The organism is Rhodococcus sp. NPDC019050, assembly GCF_055664235.1.
The window spans coordinates 252,218-267,351 of the sequence record NZ_JBVOON010000004.1 but is presented as its reverse complement, the minus strand read 5'-3'; the positions used below and the strand labels follow the sequence as shown (position 1 = coordinate 267,351).

Genomic DNA, 15,134 nt, shown 5'->3' with positions numbered 1-15,134 from the left:
GATAACACATGACTAACCAGATCAAGGGAATCCTGGGCACCAAGCTCGGCATGACCCAGGTCTTCGACGAGAACAACCGGGTCGTTCCGGTGACCGTCGTCAAGGCCGGACCGAACGTGGTCACGCAGGTTCGTACCGAGGAGCGCGACGGCTACAACGCCGTGCAGCTCGCGTTCGGTGCCATCGCGCCCCGCAAGGTCAACAAGCCCGTCCGCGGCCAGTTCGACAAGGCAGGCGTGACCCCGCGCCGCCACCTCGTCGAGCTTCGCGTCGAGGACACCTCGGACTACGAGGTCGGCCAGGAGCTCACCGCAGAGGTTTTCGAGGACGGCGCATTCGTCGACGTCACCGGCACCTCCAAGGGCAAGGGCTTCGCCGGCACGATGAAGCGTCACGGCTTCGCCGGCCAGGGTGCCTCGCACGGTGCGCAGGCTGTGCACCGTCGTCCGGGTTCCATCGGTGGCTGCGCCACCCCGGGCCGCGTGTTCAAGGGCACGCGCATGTCCGGCCGGATGGGCTCCGACCGCATCACGACGCAGAACCTCTCGGTCCACAAGGTGGATGCCGAGAACGGTCTGCTCCTGATCAAGGGCGCGATCCCCGGCCGTAAGGGCGGCCTCGTGATCGTCAAGACTGCAGTGAAGGGTGGTGCACGGGCATGAGCACCGAGACCGCAACCAAGCTGACGCTGGACGTCAAGGCGCCCGGTGGCCAGTCCAACGGAACCGTCGATCTCCCCGCGGAGATCTTCGACGCTCCCGCGAACATCGCGTTGCTGCACCAGGTCGTCGTCGCGCAGCTCGCGGCGGCTCGCCAGGGCACGCACTCCACGAAGACTCGTGGCGAGGTCCGCGGCGGCGGCAAGAAGCCGTACCGCCAGAAGGGCACCGGCCGCGCCCGCCAGGGTTCGACCCGCGCACCGCAGTTCGTCGGCGGCGGCGTCGTCCACGGCCCGCAGCCGCGTGACTACACGCAGCGCACCCCCAAGAAGATGAAGGCTGCCGCTCTCCGCGGTGCCCTCTCCGACCGGGCGCGCAACGAGCGCATCCACGTGATCACCGAACTCGTCGCGGGTCAGACCCCGTCGACGAAGGGTGCTCGCACGTTCCTCGGCGAAATCAGCGACCGCAAGAAGGTCCTGCTCGTCGTCGGCCGTGAAGACGTGGCGGCGTGGAAGTCGGTTCAGAACCTTCCGAACGTCCACGCGCTCGCGCCGGATCAGCTGAACACCTACGACGTGCTCTACAGCGACGACGTTGTGTTCAGCGTCGAAGCGCTGAACGCGTTCATCCACGGCCCGGCAGAGTCCGGCCAGGAATTCAAGGAGGAGACCAAGTGAGCACGATCGCCGATCCGCGCGACATCCTGCTGGCTCCCGTCATCTCCGAGAAGTCCTATGGACTGATGGAAGACGGTACCTACACCTTCCTGGTCCACCCGGACTCGAACAAGACGCAGATCAAGATTGCCGTCGAGAAGGTCTTCGGCGTCAAGGTGACAAGCGTCAACACCGCGAACCGTCAGGGCAAGCGCAAGCGGACCCGCTCCGGTTACGGCAAGCGCAAGGACACCAAGCGCGCGCTCGTGACCCTGGCCGCCGACAGCAAGCCCATCGAGATCTTCGGAGGCCCGGTCGCGTAGCGACCGGAACTCTCGAGAGATAGAGGACGAGAAGACTCATGGCAATCCGTAAGTACAAGCCGACTACGCCGGGCCGTCGTGGCGCCAGCGTGTCGGACTTCGCCGAGATCACTCGGTCGACGCCCGAAAAGTCGCTGGTTCGCCCGCTGCACGGTCGTGGTGGACGTAACGCGCACGGTCGCATCACCACCCGACACAAGGGTGGCGGCCACAAGCGCGCCTACCGCCTGATCGATTTCCGTCGCAACGACAAGGACGGCGTTCCGGCGAAGGTCGCTCACATCGAGTACGACCCCAACCGCACCGCTCGCATCGCGCTGCTCCACTACGTGGACGGCGAGAAGCGCTACATCATCGCCCCCAAGGGCCTGGTGCAGGGTGCTCCGGTCGAGTCCGGCCCCACGGCCGACATCAAGCCGGGTAACAACCTGCCGCTGCGCAACATCCCGACGGGTACCACCATCCACGCAGTCGAGCTGCGTCCGGGTGGCGGCGCCAAGATGGCACGTTCCGCCGGCGCGAGCATCCAGCTCCTCGGTAAGGAAGGCACCTACGCCACGCTGCGTATGCCGTCCGGTGAGATCCGTCGCGTCGACGTGCGCTGCCGCGCAACCGTCGGCGAGGTCGGCAACGCCGAGCAGTCGAACATCAACTGGGGTAAAGCTGGCCGTATGCGGTGGAAGGGCAAGCGCCCGACCGTCCGTGGTGTCGTGATGAACCCGGTCGACCACCCGCACGGTGGTGGCGAGGGCAAGACCTCGGGTGGTCGCCACCCGGTCAGCCCCTGGGGTAAGCCGGAAGGCCGTACCCGCAAGAACAAGGCGTCCGACAAGCTCATCGTCCGTCGCCGCCGTACCGGTAAAAAGCGCTAGTCAAGGAGGGAGTTAGAGAATGCCACGCAGCCTCAAGAAGGGCCCGTTCGTCGACGACCACCTCCTGGCGAAGGTCGACGTCCAGAACGAGAAGGGCACCAAGCAGGTCATCAAGACCTGGTCGCGCCGTTCCACGATTCTGCCGGACTTCATCGGTCACACGTTTGCCGTCCATGACGGACGCAAGCACGTGCCGGTGTTCATCTCGGATTCGATGGTCGGCCACAAGCTCGGTGAATTCGCACCGACCCGTACGTTCAAGGGCCACATCAAGGACGACCGGAAGAGCAAGCGTCGATGAGCACTGAAACCACAACCAACAGCGCTCGGGCTGTTGCGCGCCACGTGCGCGTAACCCCGATGAAGGCGCGCCGCGTCGTCGACATCGTTCGCGGTAAGTCCGTCGAGGAAGCCCTCGCTATCCTCAAGTTCGCGCCGCAGGCCGCGGCCGAGCCGGTCGCCAAGGTGATCGCCTCTGCTGCTGCGAACGCGCAGAACAATTACAACCTCGACCCCAGCACGCTCGTCGTCGCGACGGCGTACGTGGACGAGGGTGCGACCCTGAAGCGGTTCCAGCCGCGTGCCCAGGGCCGTGCGTTCCGAATCCGCAAGCGGTCGAGCCACATCACCGTGATCGTGGAAAGCGTCGCATCTCGGTCGGGTTCGACTCGCAACCGCCGGAAGGGAGCTCAGTAGTGGGCCAGAAGATCAACCCGCACGGCTTCCGTCTGGGCATTACCACCGACTGGAAGTCGCGTTGGTACGCAGACAAGCAGTACGCGGAATACGTCAAGGAAGACGTCGCGATCCGTAAGTTCCTGGCCTCGGGCCTCGAGCGCGCCGGCATCGCGAAGGTCGAAATCGAGCGCACCCGTGACCGTGTGCGTGTGGACATCCACACCGCACGCCCGGGCATCGTCATCGGTCGCCGCGGCGCCGAAGCCGATCGCATTCGCGCCGAGCTCGAGAAGCTGACCGGTAAGCAGGTCCAGCTGAACATCCTCGAGGTCAAGAACTCGGAGTCCGAGGCTCAGCTGGTGGCGCAGGGCGTCGCCGAGCAGCTCTCGAACCGTGTTGCCTTCCGTCGGGCGATGCGCAAGGCCATCCAGTCGGCCATGCGTCAGCCCAACGTCAAGGGCATCCGCGTGCAGTGCTCGGGCCGCCTCGGTGGCGCCGAGATGTCGCGCTCGGAGTTCTACCGTGAGGGTCGCGTTCCGCTGCACACGCTGCGTGCGGACATCGACTACGGCCTGTACGAGGCCAAGACCACCTTCGGTCGTATCGGCGTGAAGGTCTGGATCTACAAGGGCGACATCGTCGGTGGACGTCGTGAGCTCGCTGCTGCTGCAGCTGCTCCCGCCGACCGCCCGCGTCGTGAGCGTCCCAGCCGCCCGCGTCGTTCCGGCGCGTCGGGCACCACGGCGACGAGCACCGACGCCGGCCGCGCAGCCTCGGCCGACGCCCCCGCTTCGACTGAGAACAAGGAGGGCTGACGCATGTTGATCCCACGGCGGGTCAAACACCGCAAGCAGCACCATCCGAGCCGTACGGGTGCCGCCAAGGGCGGAACCCAGGTGACCTTCGGTGAATGGGGCATCCAGGCTCTCGAGCCCGCCTACATCACCAACCGGCAGATCGAGTCCGCTCGTATCGCCATGACCCGGCACATCAAGCGTGGCGGCAAGATCTGGATCAACATCTTCCCGGATCGCCCGCTCACCAAGAAGCCGGCCGAAACCCGCATGGGTTCCGGTAAGGGTTCGCCCGAGTGGTGGGTCGCGAACGTCAAGCCCGGTCGGGTTCTGTTCGAGATGAGCTACCCGAACGAGGAGATTGCTCGCGAGGCCCTGCGTCGCGCGATGCACAAGCTCCCCTGCAAGTGCCGCATCGTGACGAGGGAGGAGCAGTTCTGATGGCTACCGGTACCCCCGCCGCGGAACTCCGCGAGCTGAGCGACGCAGAGCTTGCCGACAAGGTCCGTGAGTTCAAGGAAGAGCTGTTCAACCTGCGCTTCCAGATGGCCACGGGGCAGTTGGACAACAACCGTCGGCTGCGTGTCGTTCGTAACGAGATCGCACGTATCTACACGGTGCTGCGCGAGCGTGAGCTCGGACTGGCCACCGGCCCGAACACGGGTGATGTGGCATGAGTGAGGAAAAGACAGTGACCAAGAACGAAGAGCGCGCGAGCCGCAAGGTTCGTATCGGCTATGTCGTCTCGGACAAGATGGAAAAGACCATCGTGGTCGAGCTCGAGGATCGTGTGAAGCACCCGCTGTACGGCAAGATCATCCGCCGTACCACCCGGGTGAAGGCTCACGACGAGAACAGCGTTGCCGGCGTCGGCGACCGCGTGCAGCTGATGGAGACCCGTCCGCTGTCCGCGTCGAAGCGGTGGCGTCTCGTCGAGGTGCTCGAGAAGGCCAAGTAGGCCTTTCCGGCATCGTCGGTTGAAGTACATCGACAGCACCCCCGGCACCCGATCACTCGGGTGGCGGGGGTGCTGTTCTTCGTCACGGCGAGGTACGGAACGCGGTGGCAGACGCCGGTTCGGGGCGAGGGACGGACGGCACAGTTCGCTAATTTGCCCTGGGTACGGTATATGGCCTACTCTGGACGGGTTGCTCACGGGACCCGTGCGCCCAGCGCATGTGCGCCGTGAGCAAACGACGACCGCGTACGTCCAGGTCGGAAATCTGACGTGCATACCAATCCAGGTCAAGGAGAAGTAAGTGATCCAGCAGGAGTCGCGACTGCGCGTCGCCGACAACACGGGTGCCAAGGAGATTCTCTGCATCCGCGTTCTCGGTGGCTCGTCCCGTCGCTACGCCGGAATCGGCGACATCATCGTCGGCACCGTCAAGGAGGCGATCCCCGGCGGCAACGTCAAGCGTGGTGAGGTCGTCAAGGCCGTTATCGTGCGCACCACCAAGGAGCGCCGCCGGCCGGACGGCTCGTACATCAAGTTCGACGAGAACGCTGCCGTCCTCATCAAGGGCGACAACGATCCTCGCGGAACCCGCATCTTCGGACCCGTCGGTCGCGAGCTTCGCGACAAGCGCTTCATGAAGATCGTCTCGCTGGCTCCGGAGGTGCTGTGATGAAGGTGCACAAGGGCGACACCGTGCTCGTCATCTCGGGTAAGGACAAGGGCGCCAAGGGCAAGGTCATCGAGGCCTACCCGAAGCAGAACCGTGTCCTCGTCGAGGGCGTGAACCGCATCAAGAAGCACACCGCAGTCTCGGCCAACGAGCGTGGTGCCTCCACCGGCGGCATCGTCACGCAAGAGGCCCCGATCCACGTTTCCAACGTTGCGGTCATCGACTCGGACGGCAACGCCACGCGCGTGGGCTACCGCGTCGACGAGGAGACCGGCAAGCGCGTTCGGATTTCCCGGAAGAACGGGAAGGACATCTGACATGACCACCACTGAGACCAAGACCATGCCGCGCCTCAAGGTGCGGTACCGCGAGGAGATCCGCGACGCGCTGCAGTCGGAATTCGACTACGCGAACGTCATGCAGATCCCCGGCGTCGTGAAGGTCGTCGTCAACATGGGTGTCGGCGACGCCGCCCGCGACGCGAAGCTGATCAACGGCGCGGTCAACGACCTCGCCCTGATCACCGGCCAGAAGCCCGAGATCCGCAAGGCCCGTAAGTCCATCGCACAGTTCAAGCTGCGCGAAGGCATGCCGATCGGTGCCCGCGTCACGCTTCGTGGCGACCGCATGTGGGAGTTCCTGGACCGTCTCGTGTCCATCGCGCTGCCCCGTATCCGGGACTTCCGCGGCCTCAACGGCAACCAGTTCGACGGAAACGGCAACTACACGTTCGGCCTGAACGAGCAGTCGATGTTCCACGAGATCGACGTGGACAAGATCGATCGCCCGCGCGGCATGGACATCACCGTCGTCACGACCGCCACCAACAACGAAGAAGGCCGTGCCCTGCTCAAGCACCTCGGCTTCCCGTTCAAGGAGAACTGAGCCCATGGCTAAGAAGGCACTGGTCAACAAGGCCAACAGCAAGCCGAAGTTCGCGGTGCGCGCCTACACCCGCTGCCAGCGCTGCGGACGCCCGCACTCGGTCTTCCGCAAGTTCGGACTCTGCCGCATCTGCCTTCGCGAGATGGCACACCGCGGTGAGCTTCCGGGAGTTCACAAGAGCTCCTGGTGACGTGAACGGTGGGCGGAGCGCCGACGGCCTCCGCCCACCGCCACGCTGTCATGGGTCTGCGGCATCTGCCGCGGACCCGCATCGAAACCGAGTTCGATGTAGGCCCACGGCCGGGATACATCCCGGTGTTGTATGGGAACCGCACCGAGAAAGGTGTACAGGTCAGCCATGACCATGACCGACCCCATCGCAGACTTCTTGACACGTCTGCGTAACGCCAATACGGCGTACCACGACGAGGTCAAGCTCCCGTCTTCGAAGATCAAGGTGAACATCGCCGAGATCCTCAAGCGCGAGGGCTACATCTCCGACTACCGCACCGAGGACGCCGAGGTGGGCACCACCCTCATCGTCGACCTCAAGTACGGGCCTTCCCGTGAGCGCAGCCTTGCAGGCGTGCGCCGCGTGTCGAAGCCCGGTCTGCGCGTGTACGCGAAATCCACCAACCTGCCCAAGGTCCTGGGCGGCCTCGGCGTGGCGATCATCTCCACGTCTTCCGGCCTGCTCACCGATCGCCAGGCGGCCAAGCAGAAGGTGGGCGGGGAAGTCCTCGCCTACGTCTGGTAAGGGAGGCCACCACAATGTCGCGAATCGGAAAACTCCCCGTAGTCGTCCCCTCCGGTGTCGAGGTGAACATCGACGGCCAGGCTGTCGCAGTGAAGGGCCCCAAGGGCAACCTTTCTCTGACTGTCGCCGAGCCCATCGCCATCGCCAAGGGTGAAGACGGAGTAATCAACGTCACGCGTCCGAACGACGAGCGTCGCAGCCGTGCGCTGCACGGTCTGTCCCGGACCCTGGTGCAGAACCTCATCGTCGGCGTGACCGAGGGCTACACCACGAAGATGGAAATCTTCGGTGTCGGCTACCGCGTGGCCCTCAAGGGCAAGGACCTCGAGTTCTCCCTGGGCTACAGCCACCCCGTGCTGATCGAAGCACCCGAGGGCATCTCGTTTGCCGTCGAAACCCCGACGAAGTTCTCGATCTCGGGGATCGACAAGCAGAAGGTCGGCCAGATCGCTGCCAACATCCGCCGGCTGCGCAAGTCCGACCCGTACAAGGGCAAGGGCATCCGCTACGAGGGTGAACAGGTCCGTCGCAAGGTCGGAAAGACGGGTAAGTGATCATGAGCCAGACCGAGAACCAGAAGGCAAAGCGCATCCCGCGCGGCAAGGACGTGTCCACGACGCGTCGCCTCTCGAAGACGCGTCGTCACTTCCGCCTCCGCAAGAAGATCTCCGGCACCGCCGAGCGTCCGCGTCTCGTCGTCAACCGGTCGTCGCGCCACATGCATGTGCAGTTGGTCGACGACCTGACGGGCACTACCCTCGCTGCAGCTTCGACCGTCGAACCCGACGTGCGTGCTGTCGAGGGCGACAAGAAGGCTCGCGGCGCGAAGGTCGGTCAGCTGATCGCCGAGCGCGCCAAGGCTGCCGGCGTGGAGGCCGTGGTCTTCGACCGCGGTGGACACACCTACAGCGGCCGTATCGCGGCCCTCGCGGACGCGGCTCGCGAAAGCGGGTTGAAGTTCTGATGATGACTCTTTCGAACGGAAGGAACGCCTGATGCCGGGACGTCAGCGGCGTGACGGCGGCAGCGGCCCTGCCGGCCAGAACCCCAACAGCAGCGGTGACAACCGCGGCGGTCGTGACCGCCGTGACCGCGACTCGCGTGGCGGCAACGCTGCCGAGAAGTCGAACTACATCGAGCGTGTCGTCTCGATCAACCGTGTGTCGAAGGTCGTCAAGGGCGGCCGTCGCTTCAGCTTCACCGCTCTGGTGATCGTGGGCGATGGTAACGGCTTGGTCGGCGTCGGCTACGGCAAGGCCAAGGAAGTTCCCGCGGCCATCCAGAAGGGTGTCGAGGAGGCTCGCAAGGGCTTCTTCCGCGTCCCGATGATCGCCACCACCATCACTCACCCTGTCCAGGGTGAGGCCGCAGCAGGCATCGTCATGCTGCGTCCGGCTTCGCCCGGTACCGGTGTTATCGCCGGTGGCGCGGTGCGTGCCGTGCTGGAGTGCGCGGGCATCTCCGACATCCTGTCGAAGTCCCTGGGCTCCGACAACGCCATCAATGTGGTGCACGCGACGGTTGCTGCTCTCAAGATGCTGCAGCGTCCGGAAGAGGTTGCGGCTCGTCGTGGCCTCACCCTCGAGGAAGTTGCCCCCGCCGGCATGCTTCACGCCCGTGCACAGGCTGCTGGGAGCGTGAAGTAATGGCAGAGCTGAAGATCACCCAGATCAAGAGCACCATCGGCTGCAAGTCGAATCAGCGGGACAGCCTGCGCACCCTCGGTCTGCGGAAGATCCGTCAGTCCGTCGTCCGCGAGGACAATGCGCAGAACCGCGGCTTGATCAACGTGGTGCGTCACCTCGTGACCGTTGAGGAGGTCTGAAAATGACCATCAAGCTGCATCACCTGCGCCCGGCTCCGGGTGCGAAGACCGAAAAGACCCGCGTCGGCCGTGGCGAGGGTTCCAAGGGCAAGACCGCTGGTCGCGGTACGAAGGGCACGAAGGCACGTAAGAACGTGTCGGCAGCCTTCGAAGGTGGCCAGATGCCCATCCACATGCGTCTCCCGAAGCTCAAGGGCTTCAAGAACGCATTCCGCACCGAGTACCAGATCGTCAATGTCGGCGACATCGCACGGGTCTTCCCCGAGGGTGGCGAAATCGGCATCGACGAGCTCGTCTCGAACGGACTGGTCCGCAAGAACCAGCTCGTGAAGGTGCTCGGCGAGGGCGAGCTGTCGGTGGCCGTGCAGGTCACCGCCAACAAGTTCTCGGGCTCCGCCAAGGAAAAGATCGCCGCTGCGGGCGGCACCACGACCGAACTGGTCTGACCTGTTCGTTCATGTGAGCCCAGGCTCGCGAACGGCCGCGTTGCAGAACCCTGCATCGCGGCCGTTCGTGCTTTCACGGAGTTGAAGTACGCTACCGGCGTACGCCTCCGCTGGGAGCGCACTGTTAGAGTTTTAGAGTTGTCTAACATCCGACGGGTCCGAAGTCGACCCGTCGTCCCCGATCGGCCTGCCAGGAGGATCTTTGCTTTCCGCCTTCGTTTCGGCCCTCAGGACACCGGACCTGAGGCGGAAGATTCTCATCGCCCTCGGTCTCGTGGCGCTGTATCGCCTCGGTGCGACCGTGCCGTCCCCGGGCGTCGACTACGGCAACGTCCAGGCCTGTGTGGATCAGCTCGCCGGCGGCGACCAAGCCGGCATCTACTCGTTGATCAATCTGTTCTCCGGCGGTGCGCTACTGCAACTGTCGGTGTTCGCGATCGGCATCATGCCGTTCATTACCGCGAGCATCATCGTCCAGTTGCTCACCGTCGTCATTCCTCGCTTCGAGGAACTGCGCAAGGAAGGCCAGTCCGGCCAGGCCAAGATGACGCAGTACACGCGTTATCTGGCCGTCGCACTCGCCGTCCTGCAGGCCACCGGCATCGTGGCGCTCGCAGCCCGCGGCCAGCTGCTGCAGGGCTGTTCCGAACCGATCCTCGCCGACGACAGCATCTTCGCGATGGTCGTCATCGTGCTCGTCATGACCGCCGGTGCCGCCGTCGTCATGTGGTTCGGTGAGCTCATCACCGAACGTGGTGTCGGCAACGGTATGTCGCTGCTGATCTTCTCGGGTATCGCCGCGGCGCTGCCGACCGAGGGTCGCACCATCCTCGAGTCCCGTGGCGGCCTCGTCTTCGCGATCGTGTTGTTGGTGGCCCTGGTCATCATCACCGGTGTCGTGTTCGTCGAGCAGGGCCAGCGCCGTATCCCGGTCCAGTACGCCAAGCGCATGGTGGGCCGGCGGATGTACGGCGGTTCCTCGACGTACCTGCCGCTCAAGGTCAACCAGGCCGGCATCATCCCGGTCATCTTCGCGTCGTCGCTGCTGTATCTGCCGAACCTCATCGGTCAGCTCACCGGTGCGACCAGCGCGGTCGAGCCGAACTGGTGGCAGCGCATCGTCAACACGTATCTGATCGATCCGAGCAACCCGGTCTACATCTCGATCTACTTCGCGTTGATCGTCTTCTTCGTGTTCTTCTACGTCGCGATCACCTTCAACCCGGAGGAACGCGCCGACGAGATGAAGAAGTACGGCGGTTTCATCCCCGGCATCCGCCCGGGACGCCCGACCGCCGAGTACCTCAGCTTCGTGCTCAACCGCATCACGGTTCCGGGCTCGATCTACCTCGGTCTCATCGCGACCCTGCCGAACTTCTTCCTGTCCGGGGGCCAGACCGCCTCGAGCATTTTCGGTGGCGCCGCGGTGCTCATTCTTGTCAGTGTCGCGCTGGACACGGTCAAGCAGATCGAAAGTCAATTGATGCAGCGTAACTACGAAGGGTTCCTCAAGTGAGACTTGTACTCCTCGGTCCTCCCGGTGCCGGAAAGGGCACGCAGGCCGCGATCCTGTCCGAGAAGCTCGGTGTCCCCGCGATCTCGACCGGCGATCTGTTCCGCGCCAACATCGGCCAGGGAACCCCGCTCGGCATCGAGGCCAAGAAGTACATCGACGCGGGTGACCTCGTGCCCGCCGAGATCACGAACAACATGGTTCGCGAACGTGTCGCCGAGCCCGACGCGGCGCACGGCTTCCTTCTCGACGGCTTCCCTCGCAGCGTCGAGCAGGCCAAGGAACTCGAGAACATCCTGCAGGACCTCGGCGTGGCACTCGACGGCGTGCTGTCGTTCGTCATCGACGAGGACGTGGTCGTCAGACGCATGCTCGCCCGCGGTCGCGCGGACGACACCGAGGACGTCATCCGCAATCGCCTCCGGGTCTACCGTGAGGAGACAGCTCCGCTGCTCGACTACTACCGCGACTCGATCATCACGGTCGACGCCATCGGTGAGGTCGAGGAGATCAACGCCCGCGCGCTTTCGGCGCTCGGCAAGTAGGACGTAGGAATTTCGACATGGGTTTCGGGCGCAAGCGCAAGGTGGTTCCGTTCCGCACTTCCGGTGAACTCGACGCGATGGCGGCTGCGGGCGCTATTGTCGGCGCCACACTCGTTGCGGTGCGGGAAGCGGCGAAGCCGGGCGTGAGCACCCTGGAACTCGACAGGGTGGCGGAAGCGGTGATCCGCGATGCGGGCGCCGTTCCCTCCTTCCTGGGTTACAACGGTTTCCCCGGCTCGATCTGTTCGTCGGTCAACGATCGCGTGGTGCACGGGATCCCGTCGGCGGACGAGATCCTCGCCGAGGGCGATCTGGTGTCCATCGACTGCGGTGCGATCCTCGACGGGTGGCACGGCGACTCCGCGTGGACGTTCGGTGTCGGTGAGCTCGCGCAGGACGACGCGGAGCTGAGCGAGGCCACGCGACTGTCGATGGAAGCCGGCATCGCGGCGATGCTTCCGGGCAACCGCCTCACCGACGTCTCCCACGCGATCGAGAACGGTACCCACGCCGCCGAGAAACTGTTCGGCCGTCCGTTCGGCATCGTGGACGGCTACGGCGGTCACGGCATCGGGCGTGAGATGCACATGGAACCGTTCCTCGCGAACGAAGGCGCTCCCGGCAAGGGCCCGCAGCTGGTCGTCGGATCGGTGCTCGCGATCGAGCCGATGCTCACTCTCGGTACATACGAGACCGAGGTTCTCGCCGACGACTGGACCGTGGTCACCTCCGACGGCAGCCGTGCCGCGCACTGGGAACACACGGTCGCCGTCACCGAGTCGGGTCCGCGCATCCTCACGCTGCGCCCCGAGTAGCGGCGTTCGTCACACCTCGACGAGCAGGGTCACCGGCCCGTCGTTGACGAGACTCACTTCCATGTGAGCGCCGAACACCCCCGTTTCGACGTGCGCGCCGAGCGCGCGCAGCGCCAGCGTGAATTCCTCGACGAGTGGTTCCGCCACCGGCCGCGGTGCCGCGGCGGACCACGACGGCCGCCGGCTCTTGCGGGTGTCGGCCATCAGCGTGAACTGGCTGACGACCAGCAGCGGAGCACCCACATCGGACGCAGACTTCTCGTCCTCGAGGATCCGCATCGTCCAGACCTTGCCGGCGAGGGTGGCGGCTTTCGCCGCGTCGTCGTCGTGCGTGACCCCCACGAGTACGAGCAGTCCGTGCCCGCCCGCCGGTGGGGTGATCCGGGCGACCTCCTCGCCGTCGACCGCAACCGCCGCGGTCGTCACCCGCTGGATCAGTGCTCGCACGTTCGTCCTCCTCGCTCGTCTCCATTTGGCCCGGTGGGAAATCTCCCGTAGCATTGATCGGTGGTGCGCGCTGCGCTCCGGGTGGTTCGCGTCGAATCTCGATTCGCGCGTCTTCCGGAAGCTGGGCGTCACGGTATCGGATGCCGATGCAACCACACATCGAACGACGGATCGCGGAGGATATGGCTAAGAAAGACGGGGCAATCGAGGTCGAGGGCCGGGTTGTCGAACCACTGCCCAATGCGATGTTCCGCATCGAGCTGGAGAACGGCCATAAGGTTCTGGCCCACATCAGCGGCAAGATGCGCCAGCACTACATTCGTATTCTTCCCGAGGATCGCGTTGTCGTGGAGCTTTCGCCCTACGACCTGACGCGTGGACGCATCGTCTACCGGTACAAGTAAAAGCTTCCCCGGCCAGACGGTCGGGGAGAACCCTGTCTTCGGTCGCGGTCAGCCGTGTCCGGGGGCGCACATACAGGAGATCGGACGCACGTGAAGGTTCAGCCTAGCGTCAAGAAGATCTGCGAGAAGTGCAAGGTGATCCGTCGTAACGGACGGGTCATGGTGATCTGCGAGAACCTGCGTCACAAGCAGCGTCAGGGCTAGATCGGACCTTCGTCTCGAAGATCTGCTTGGCAACAAGCAAAGAAGACCTTCCAGCACCAGTCGCGCGGTTACGATCCTCGATCAGTCGAGGAGCCGTGCGATCAACCCCCGGTTCGGAGGCCGGGGCCCCACTGTGTTTATCGACTTACACAGTTTTTCGACGCAGGGGACGGGCTGGGAGAAGACCTCCGCACACCGAATAGGAATGCCACATGGCACGTCTCGCAGGTGTCGATCTACCCCGTGAAAAGCGGATGGAGATCGCACTCACTTACATCTACGGCATCGGCCGTACGCGCTCCCAGGAAATTCTTGCGGCAACCGGCGTGAACCCGGACCTGCGCAGCAAGGATCTGTCCGACGAGGATCTCGCCAAGCTCCGCGAGCACATCGAGGAAAGCTACAAGGTCGAGGGTGACCTCCGCCGCGAGGTCCAGGCGGATATCCGCCGCAAGATCGAGATCGGCTGCTACCAGGGCCTGCGGCATCGTCGTGGTCTGCCCGTGCGTGGACAGCGCACCAAGACCAACGCCCGTACCCGCAAGGGTCCGAAGCGCACCGTCGCAGGAAAGAAGAAGTAATGCCTCCCAAGTCACGCACCGCCGGTCCGAAGAAGACCCAGAAGGCACGGCGCAGGGACAAGAAGAACGTCCCGCACGGCGCCGCTCACATCAAGAGCACCTTCAACAACACCATCGTGTCCATCACCGATCCCCAGGGCAACGTGATCTCCTGGGCGTCGTCGGGCCACGTCGGCTTCAAGGGTTCGCGCAAGTCGACCCCGTTCGCCGCGCAGCTCGCCGCCGAGAGCGCTGCCCGCAAGGCGCAGGAGCACGGTGTCAAGAAGGTCGACGTTTTCGTCAAGGGCCCCGGCTCGGGACGCGAAACTGCGATCCGCTCCCTCCAGGCCGCTGGCCTCGAGGTCGGCACCATCTCCGACGTCACGCCCCAGCCGCACAATGGTTGCCGTCCGCCCAAGCGGCGTCGCGTCTAATACGGGAAAGGAAAAGGTTCTAAGTCATGGCACGTTATACCGGTCCCGTTACACGTAAGTCGCGTCGTCTCCGCGTCGACCTGGTCGGAGGCGATCAGGCCTTCGAGCGTCGCCCCTACCCGCCCGGCCAGCACGGCCGCGCGCGGATCAAGGAGAGCGAGTACCTGCTCCAGCTGCAGGAGAAGCAGAAGGCTCGCTTCTCCTACGGCATCATGGAGAAGCAGTTCCGTCGTTACTACGAGGAAGCCGCCAGCCGTCCGGGTAAGACCGGCGAGGTGCTGCTGACCATCCTCGAGTCGCGTCTGGACAACGTCGTCTACCGTGCCGGCCTCGCCCGCACGCGTCGGCAGGCACGTCAGCTCGTGAGCCACGGCCACTTCCTGGTCAACGGCAAGAAGGTCGACATCCCGAGCTACCGCGTCTCCCAGTACGACATCATCGATGTCCGCGAGAAGTCGCTGAACACGCTGCCGTTCCAGGTTGCCCGTGAGACCCAGGGCGAGCGCCCGATCCCGGGTTGGCTGCAGATCGTCGGTTCGCGTCTGCGGGTGCTGGTTCACCAGCTGCCCGAGCGCGCGCAGATCGACATCCCGCTGCAGGAACAGCTCATCGTCGAGTACTACTCGAAGTAAGGCACTCAGTGCCGTGTGTTCTCCGGTCCTTCGGGCCGGAGAACACACACCCAT

Annotated in this window: 29 protein-coding genes; 28 read left to right on the top strand and 1 reads right to left on the bottom strand. The window is 64.6% G+C overall.

The features are described 5' to 3' along the window. Positions 1-8 precede the first annotated feature (8 nt). From rplC to map, 23 genes are all read left to right on the top strand, one after another. The gene (rplC, locus tag AC0B44_RS07630) at positions 9-662 is read left to right on the top strand and encodes a 50S ribosomal protein L3 (protein ID WP_169619973.1); all 654 of its coding nucleotides are present in this window, start codon (positions 9-11) and stop codon (positions 660-662) included. Next, positions 659-1,339: a 50S ribosomal protein L4 gene (gene rplD / locus AC0B44_RS07625; RefSeq protein ID WP_471902307.1), complete on the top strand. Its 681-nt coding sequence runs from the start codon at positions 659-661 to the stop codon at positions 1,337-1,339. The genes rplC and rplD overlap by 4 nt, the downstream gene beginning before the upstream one ends. Further along, on the top strand, positions 1,336-1,641 hold the full coding sequence (rplW, locus tag AC0B44_RS07620) for a 50S ribosomal protein L23 (protein WP_072813738.1): 306 nt from the start codon (positions 1,336-1,338) through the stop codon (positions 1,639-1,641). The genes rplD and rplW overlap by 4 nt, the downstream gene beginning before the upstream one ends. 38 nt (positions 1,642-1,679) lie before the next feature. After that, positions 1,680-2,513: a 50S ribosomal protein L2 gene (rplB, locus tag AC0B44_RS07615; RefSeq protein ID WP_471902306.1), complete on the top strand. Its 834-nt coding sequence runs from the start codon at positions 1,680-1,682 to the stop codon at positions 2,511-2,513. A gap of 19 nt (positions 2,514-2,532) precedes the next feature. Beyond that, a complete protein-coding gene (gene rpsS, locus AC0B44_RS07610; RefSeq protein WP_072699610.1) occupies positions 2,533-2,814 on the top strand; it encodes a 30S ribosomal protein S19 in 282 nt (93 codons plus the stop codon). Further along, complete coding sequence (gene rplV, locus AC0B44_RS07605; RefSeq protein ID WP_169619970.1) at positions 2,811-3,209, top strand: 50S ribosomal protein L22; 399 nt, start codon at positions 2,811-2,813, stop codon at positions 3,207-3,209. Before rpsS ends, rplV begins: the two co-directional genes overlap by 4 nt. Next, a complete protein-coding gene (gene rpsC, locus AC0B44_RS07600; protein ID WP_072699608.1) occupies positions 3,209-4,006 on the top strand; it encodes a 30S ribosomal protein S3 in 798 nt (265 codons plus the stop codon). Before rplV ends, rpsC begins: the two co-directional genes overlap by 1 nt. 3 nt (positions 4,007-4,009) lie before the next feature. After that, positions 4,010-4,426 (top strand): 50S ribosomal protein L16, encoded by a 417-nt coding sequence (gene rplP, locus AC0B44_RS07595; protein ID WP_072699607.1) that lies wholly within the window; start codon positions 4,010-4,012, stop codon positions 4,424-4,426. Beyond that, positions 4,426-4,662 carry a 50S ribosomal protein L29 gene (gene rpmC, locus AC0B44_RS07590; RefSeq protein ID WP_072699606.1) on the top strand — a complete coding sequence of 79 codons (237 nt, stop codon included), beginning with the start codon at positions 4,426-4,428 and terminating at the stop codon, positions 4,660-4,662. Before rplP ends, rpmC begins: the two co-directional genes overlap by 1 nt. Continuing rightward, positions 4,659-4,943, top strand: a complete 285-nt coding sequence (gene rpsQ / locus AC0B44_RS07585; RefSeq protein ID WP_471902305.1) for a 30S ribosomal protein S17 — start codon at positions 4,659-4,661, stop codon at positions 4,941-4,943. Before rpmC ends, rpsQ begins: the two co-directional genes overlap by 4 nt. Before the next feature lie 301 nt (positions 4,944-5,244). Then, complete coding sequence (rplN, locus tag AC0B44_RS07580) at positions 5,245-5,613, top strand: 50S ribosomal protein L14 (protein ID WP_072699604.1); 369 nt, start codon at positions 5,245-5,247, stop codon at positions 5,611-5,613. Continuing rightward, positions 5,613-5,930: a 50S ribosomal protein L24 gene (rplX, locus tag AC0B44_RS07575; protein WP_072699603.1), complete on the top strand. Its 318-nt coding sequence runs from the start codon at positions 5,613-5,615 to the stop codon at positions 5,928-5,930. Before rplN ends, rplX begins: the two co-directional genes overlap by 1 nt. Before the next feature lies 1 nt (position 5,931). Further along, entirely contained in the window at positions 5,932-6,498 is a 567-nt protein-coding gene (gene rplE / locus AC0B44_RS07570) for a 50S ribosomal protein L5 (RefSeq protein ID WP_471902304.1), read from the top strand. A gap of 4 nt (positions 6,499-6,502) precedes the next feature. Beyond that, positions 6,503-6,688 (top strand): type Z 30S ribosomal protein S14, encoded by a 186-nt coding sequence (locus AC0B44_RS07565; RefSeq protein WP_072699601.1) that lies wholly within the window; start codon positions 6,503-6,505, stop codon positions 6,686-6,688. A gap of 168 nt (positions 6,689-6,856) precedes the next feature. Next, the gene (gene rpsH, locus AC0B44_RS07560) at positions 6,857-7,255 is read left to right on the top strand and encodes a 30S ribosomal protein S8 (protein ID WP_169619967.1); all 399 of its coding nucleotides are present in this window, start codon (positions 6,857-6,859) and stop codon (positions 7,253-7,255) included. Positions 7,256-7,269: 14 nt separating this feature from the next. Continuing rightward, entirely contained in the window at positions 7,270-7,809 is a 540-nt protein-coding gene (gene rplF, locus AC0B44_RS07555; protein ID WP_471902303.1) for a 50S ribosomal protein L6, read from the top strand. A gap of 2 nt (positions 7,810-7,811) precedes the next feature. After that, on the top strand, positions 7,812-8,219 hold the full coding sequence (gene rplR, locus AC0B44_RS07550) for a 50S ribosomal protein L18 (RefSeq protein ID WP_471902302.1): 408 nt from the start codon (positions 7,812-7,814) through the stop codon (positions 8,217-8,219). 31 nt (positions 8,220-8,250) lie between these two features. Beyond that, entirely contained in the window at positions 8,251-8,901 is a 651-nt protein-coding gene (rpsE, locus tag AC0B44_RS07545) for a 30S ribosomal protein S5 (protein ID WP_471902301.1), read from the top strand. Then, the gene (gene rpmD, locus AC0B44_RS07540) at positions 8,901-9,080 is read left to right on the top strand and encodes a 50S ribosomal protein L30 (RefSeq protein ID WP_471902300.1); all 180 of its coding nucleotides are present in this window, start codon (positions 8,901-8,903) and stop codon (positions 9,078-9,080) included. The genes rpsE and rpmD overlap by 1 nt, the downstream gene beginning before the upstream one ends. A gap of 2 nt (positions 9,081-9,082) precedes the next feature. Beyond that, the gene (gene rplO, locus AC0B44_RS07535; protein WP_072699597.1) at positions 9,083-9,526 is read left to right on the top strand and encodes a 50S ribosomal protein L15; all 444 of its coding nucleotides are present in this window, start codon (positions 9,083-9,085) and stop codon (positions 9,524-9,526) included. A 202-nt stretch (positions 9,527-9,728) separates the two neighbouring features. Continuing rightward, the gene (gene secY, locus AC0B44_RS07530) at positions 9,729-11,042 is read left to right on the top strand and encodes a preprotein translocase subunit SecY (protein ID WP_471902299.1); all 1,314 of its coding nucleotides are present in this window, start codon (positions 9,729-9,731) and stop codon (positions 11,040-11,042) included. Then, a complete protein-coding gene (locus AC0B44_RS07525) occupies positions 11,039-11,584 on the top strand; it encodes an adenylate kinase (RefSeq protein WP_471902298.1) in 546 nt (181 codons plus the stop codon). Before secY ends, AC0B44_RS07525 begins: the two co-directional genes overlap by 4 nt. Before the next feature lie 17 nt (positions 11,585-11,601). Further along, positions 11,602-12,399, top strand: coding sequence for a type I methionyl aminopeptidase (gene map, locus AC0B44_RS07520; protein ID WP_471902297.1), 798 nt, complete (start codon positions 11,602-11,604; stop codon positions 12,397-12,399). A 9-nt stretch (positions 12,400-12,408) separates the two neighbouring features. On the opposite strand, the gene dtd is transcribed toward map, so the two are convergent. Continuing rightward, the gene (dtd, locus tag AC0B44_RS07515; protein WP_471902296.1) at positions 12,409-12,846 is read right to left on the bottom strand and encodes a D-aminoacyl-tRNA deacylase; all 438 of its coding nucleotides are present in this window, start codon (positions 12,844-12,846) and stop codon (positions 12,409-12,411) included. A gap of 182 nt (positions 12,847-13,028) precedes the next feature. Here dtd and infA point away from each other — a divergent pair, with 182 nt between their 5' ends. From infA to rpsD, 5 genes are all read left to right on the top strand, one after another. Continuing rightward, on the top strand, positions 13,029-13,250 hold the full coding sequence (gene infA, locus AC0B44_RS07510; RefSeq protein WP_005140011.1) for a translation initiation factor IF-1: 222 nt from the start codon (positions 13,029-13,031) through the stop codon (positions 13,248-13,250). A gap of 90 nt (positions 13,251-13,340) precedes the next feature. Then, positions 13,341-13,454: a 50S ribosomal protein L36 gene (gene rpmJ, locus AC0B44_RS07505; protein WP_003938068.1), complete on the top strand. Its 114-nt coding sequence runs from the start codon at positions 13,341-13,343 to the stop codon at positions 13,452-13,454. Between the two features lie 212 nt (positions 13,455-13,666). Then, the gene (rpsM, locus tag AC0B44_RS07500) at positions 13,667-14,035 is read left to right on the top strand and encodes a 30S ribosomal protein S13 (protein ID WP_072699592.1); all 369 of its coding nucleotides are present in this window, start codon (positions 13,667-13,669) and stop codon (positions 14,033-14,035) included. Beyond that, on the top strand, positions 14,035-14,448 hold the full coding sequence (gene rpsK / locus AC0B44_RS07495; protein ID WP_072699591.1) for a 30S ribosomal protein S11: 414 nt from the start codon (positions 14,035-14,037) through the stop codon (positions 14,446-14,448). Before rpsM ends, rpsK begins: the two co-directional genes overlap by 1 nt. A 26-nt stretch (positions 14,449-14,474) precedes the next feature. After that, positions 14,475-15,080 carry a 30S ribosomal protein S4 gene (gene rpsD, locus AC0B44_RS07490; protein WP_471902295.1) on the top strand — a complete coding sequence of 202 codons (606 nt, stop codon included), beginning with the start codon at positions 14,475-14,477 and terminating at the stop codon, positions 15,078-15,080. Positions 15,081-15,134: the final 54 nt, after the last annotated feature.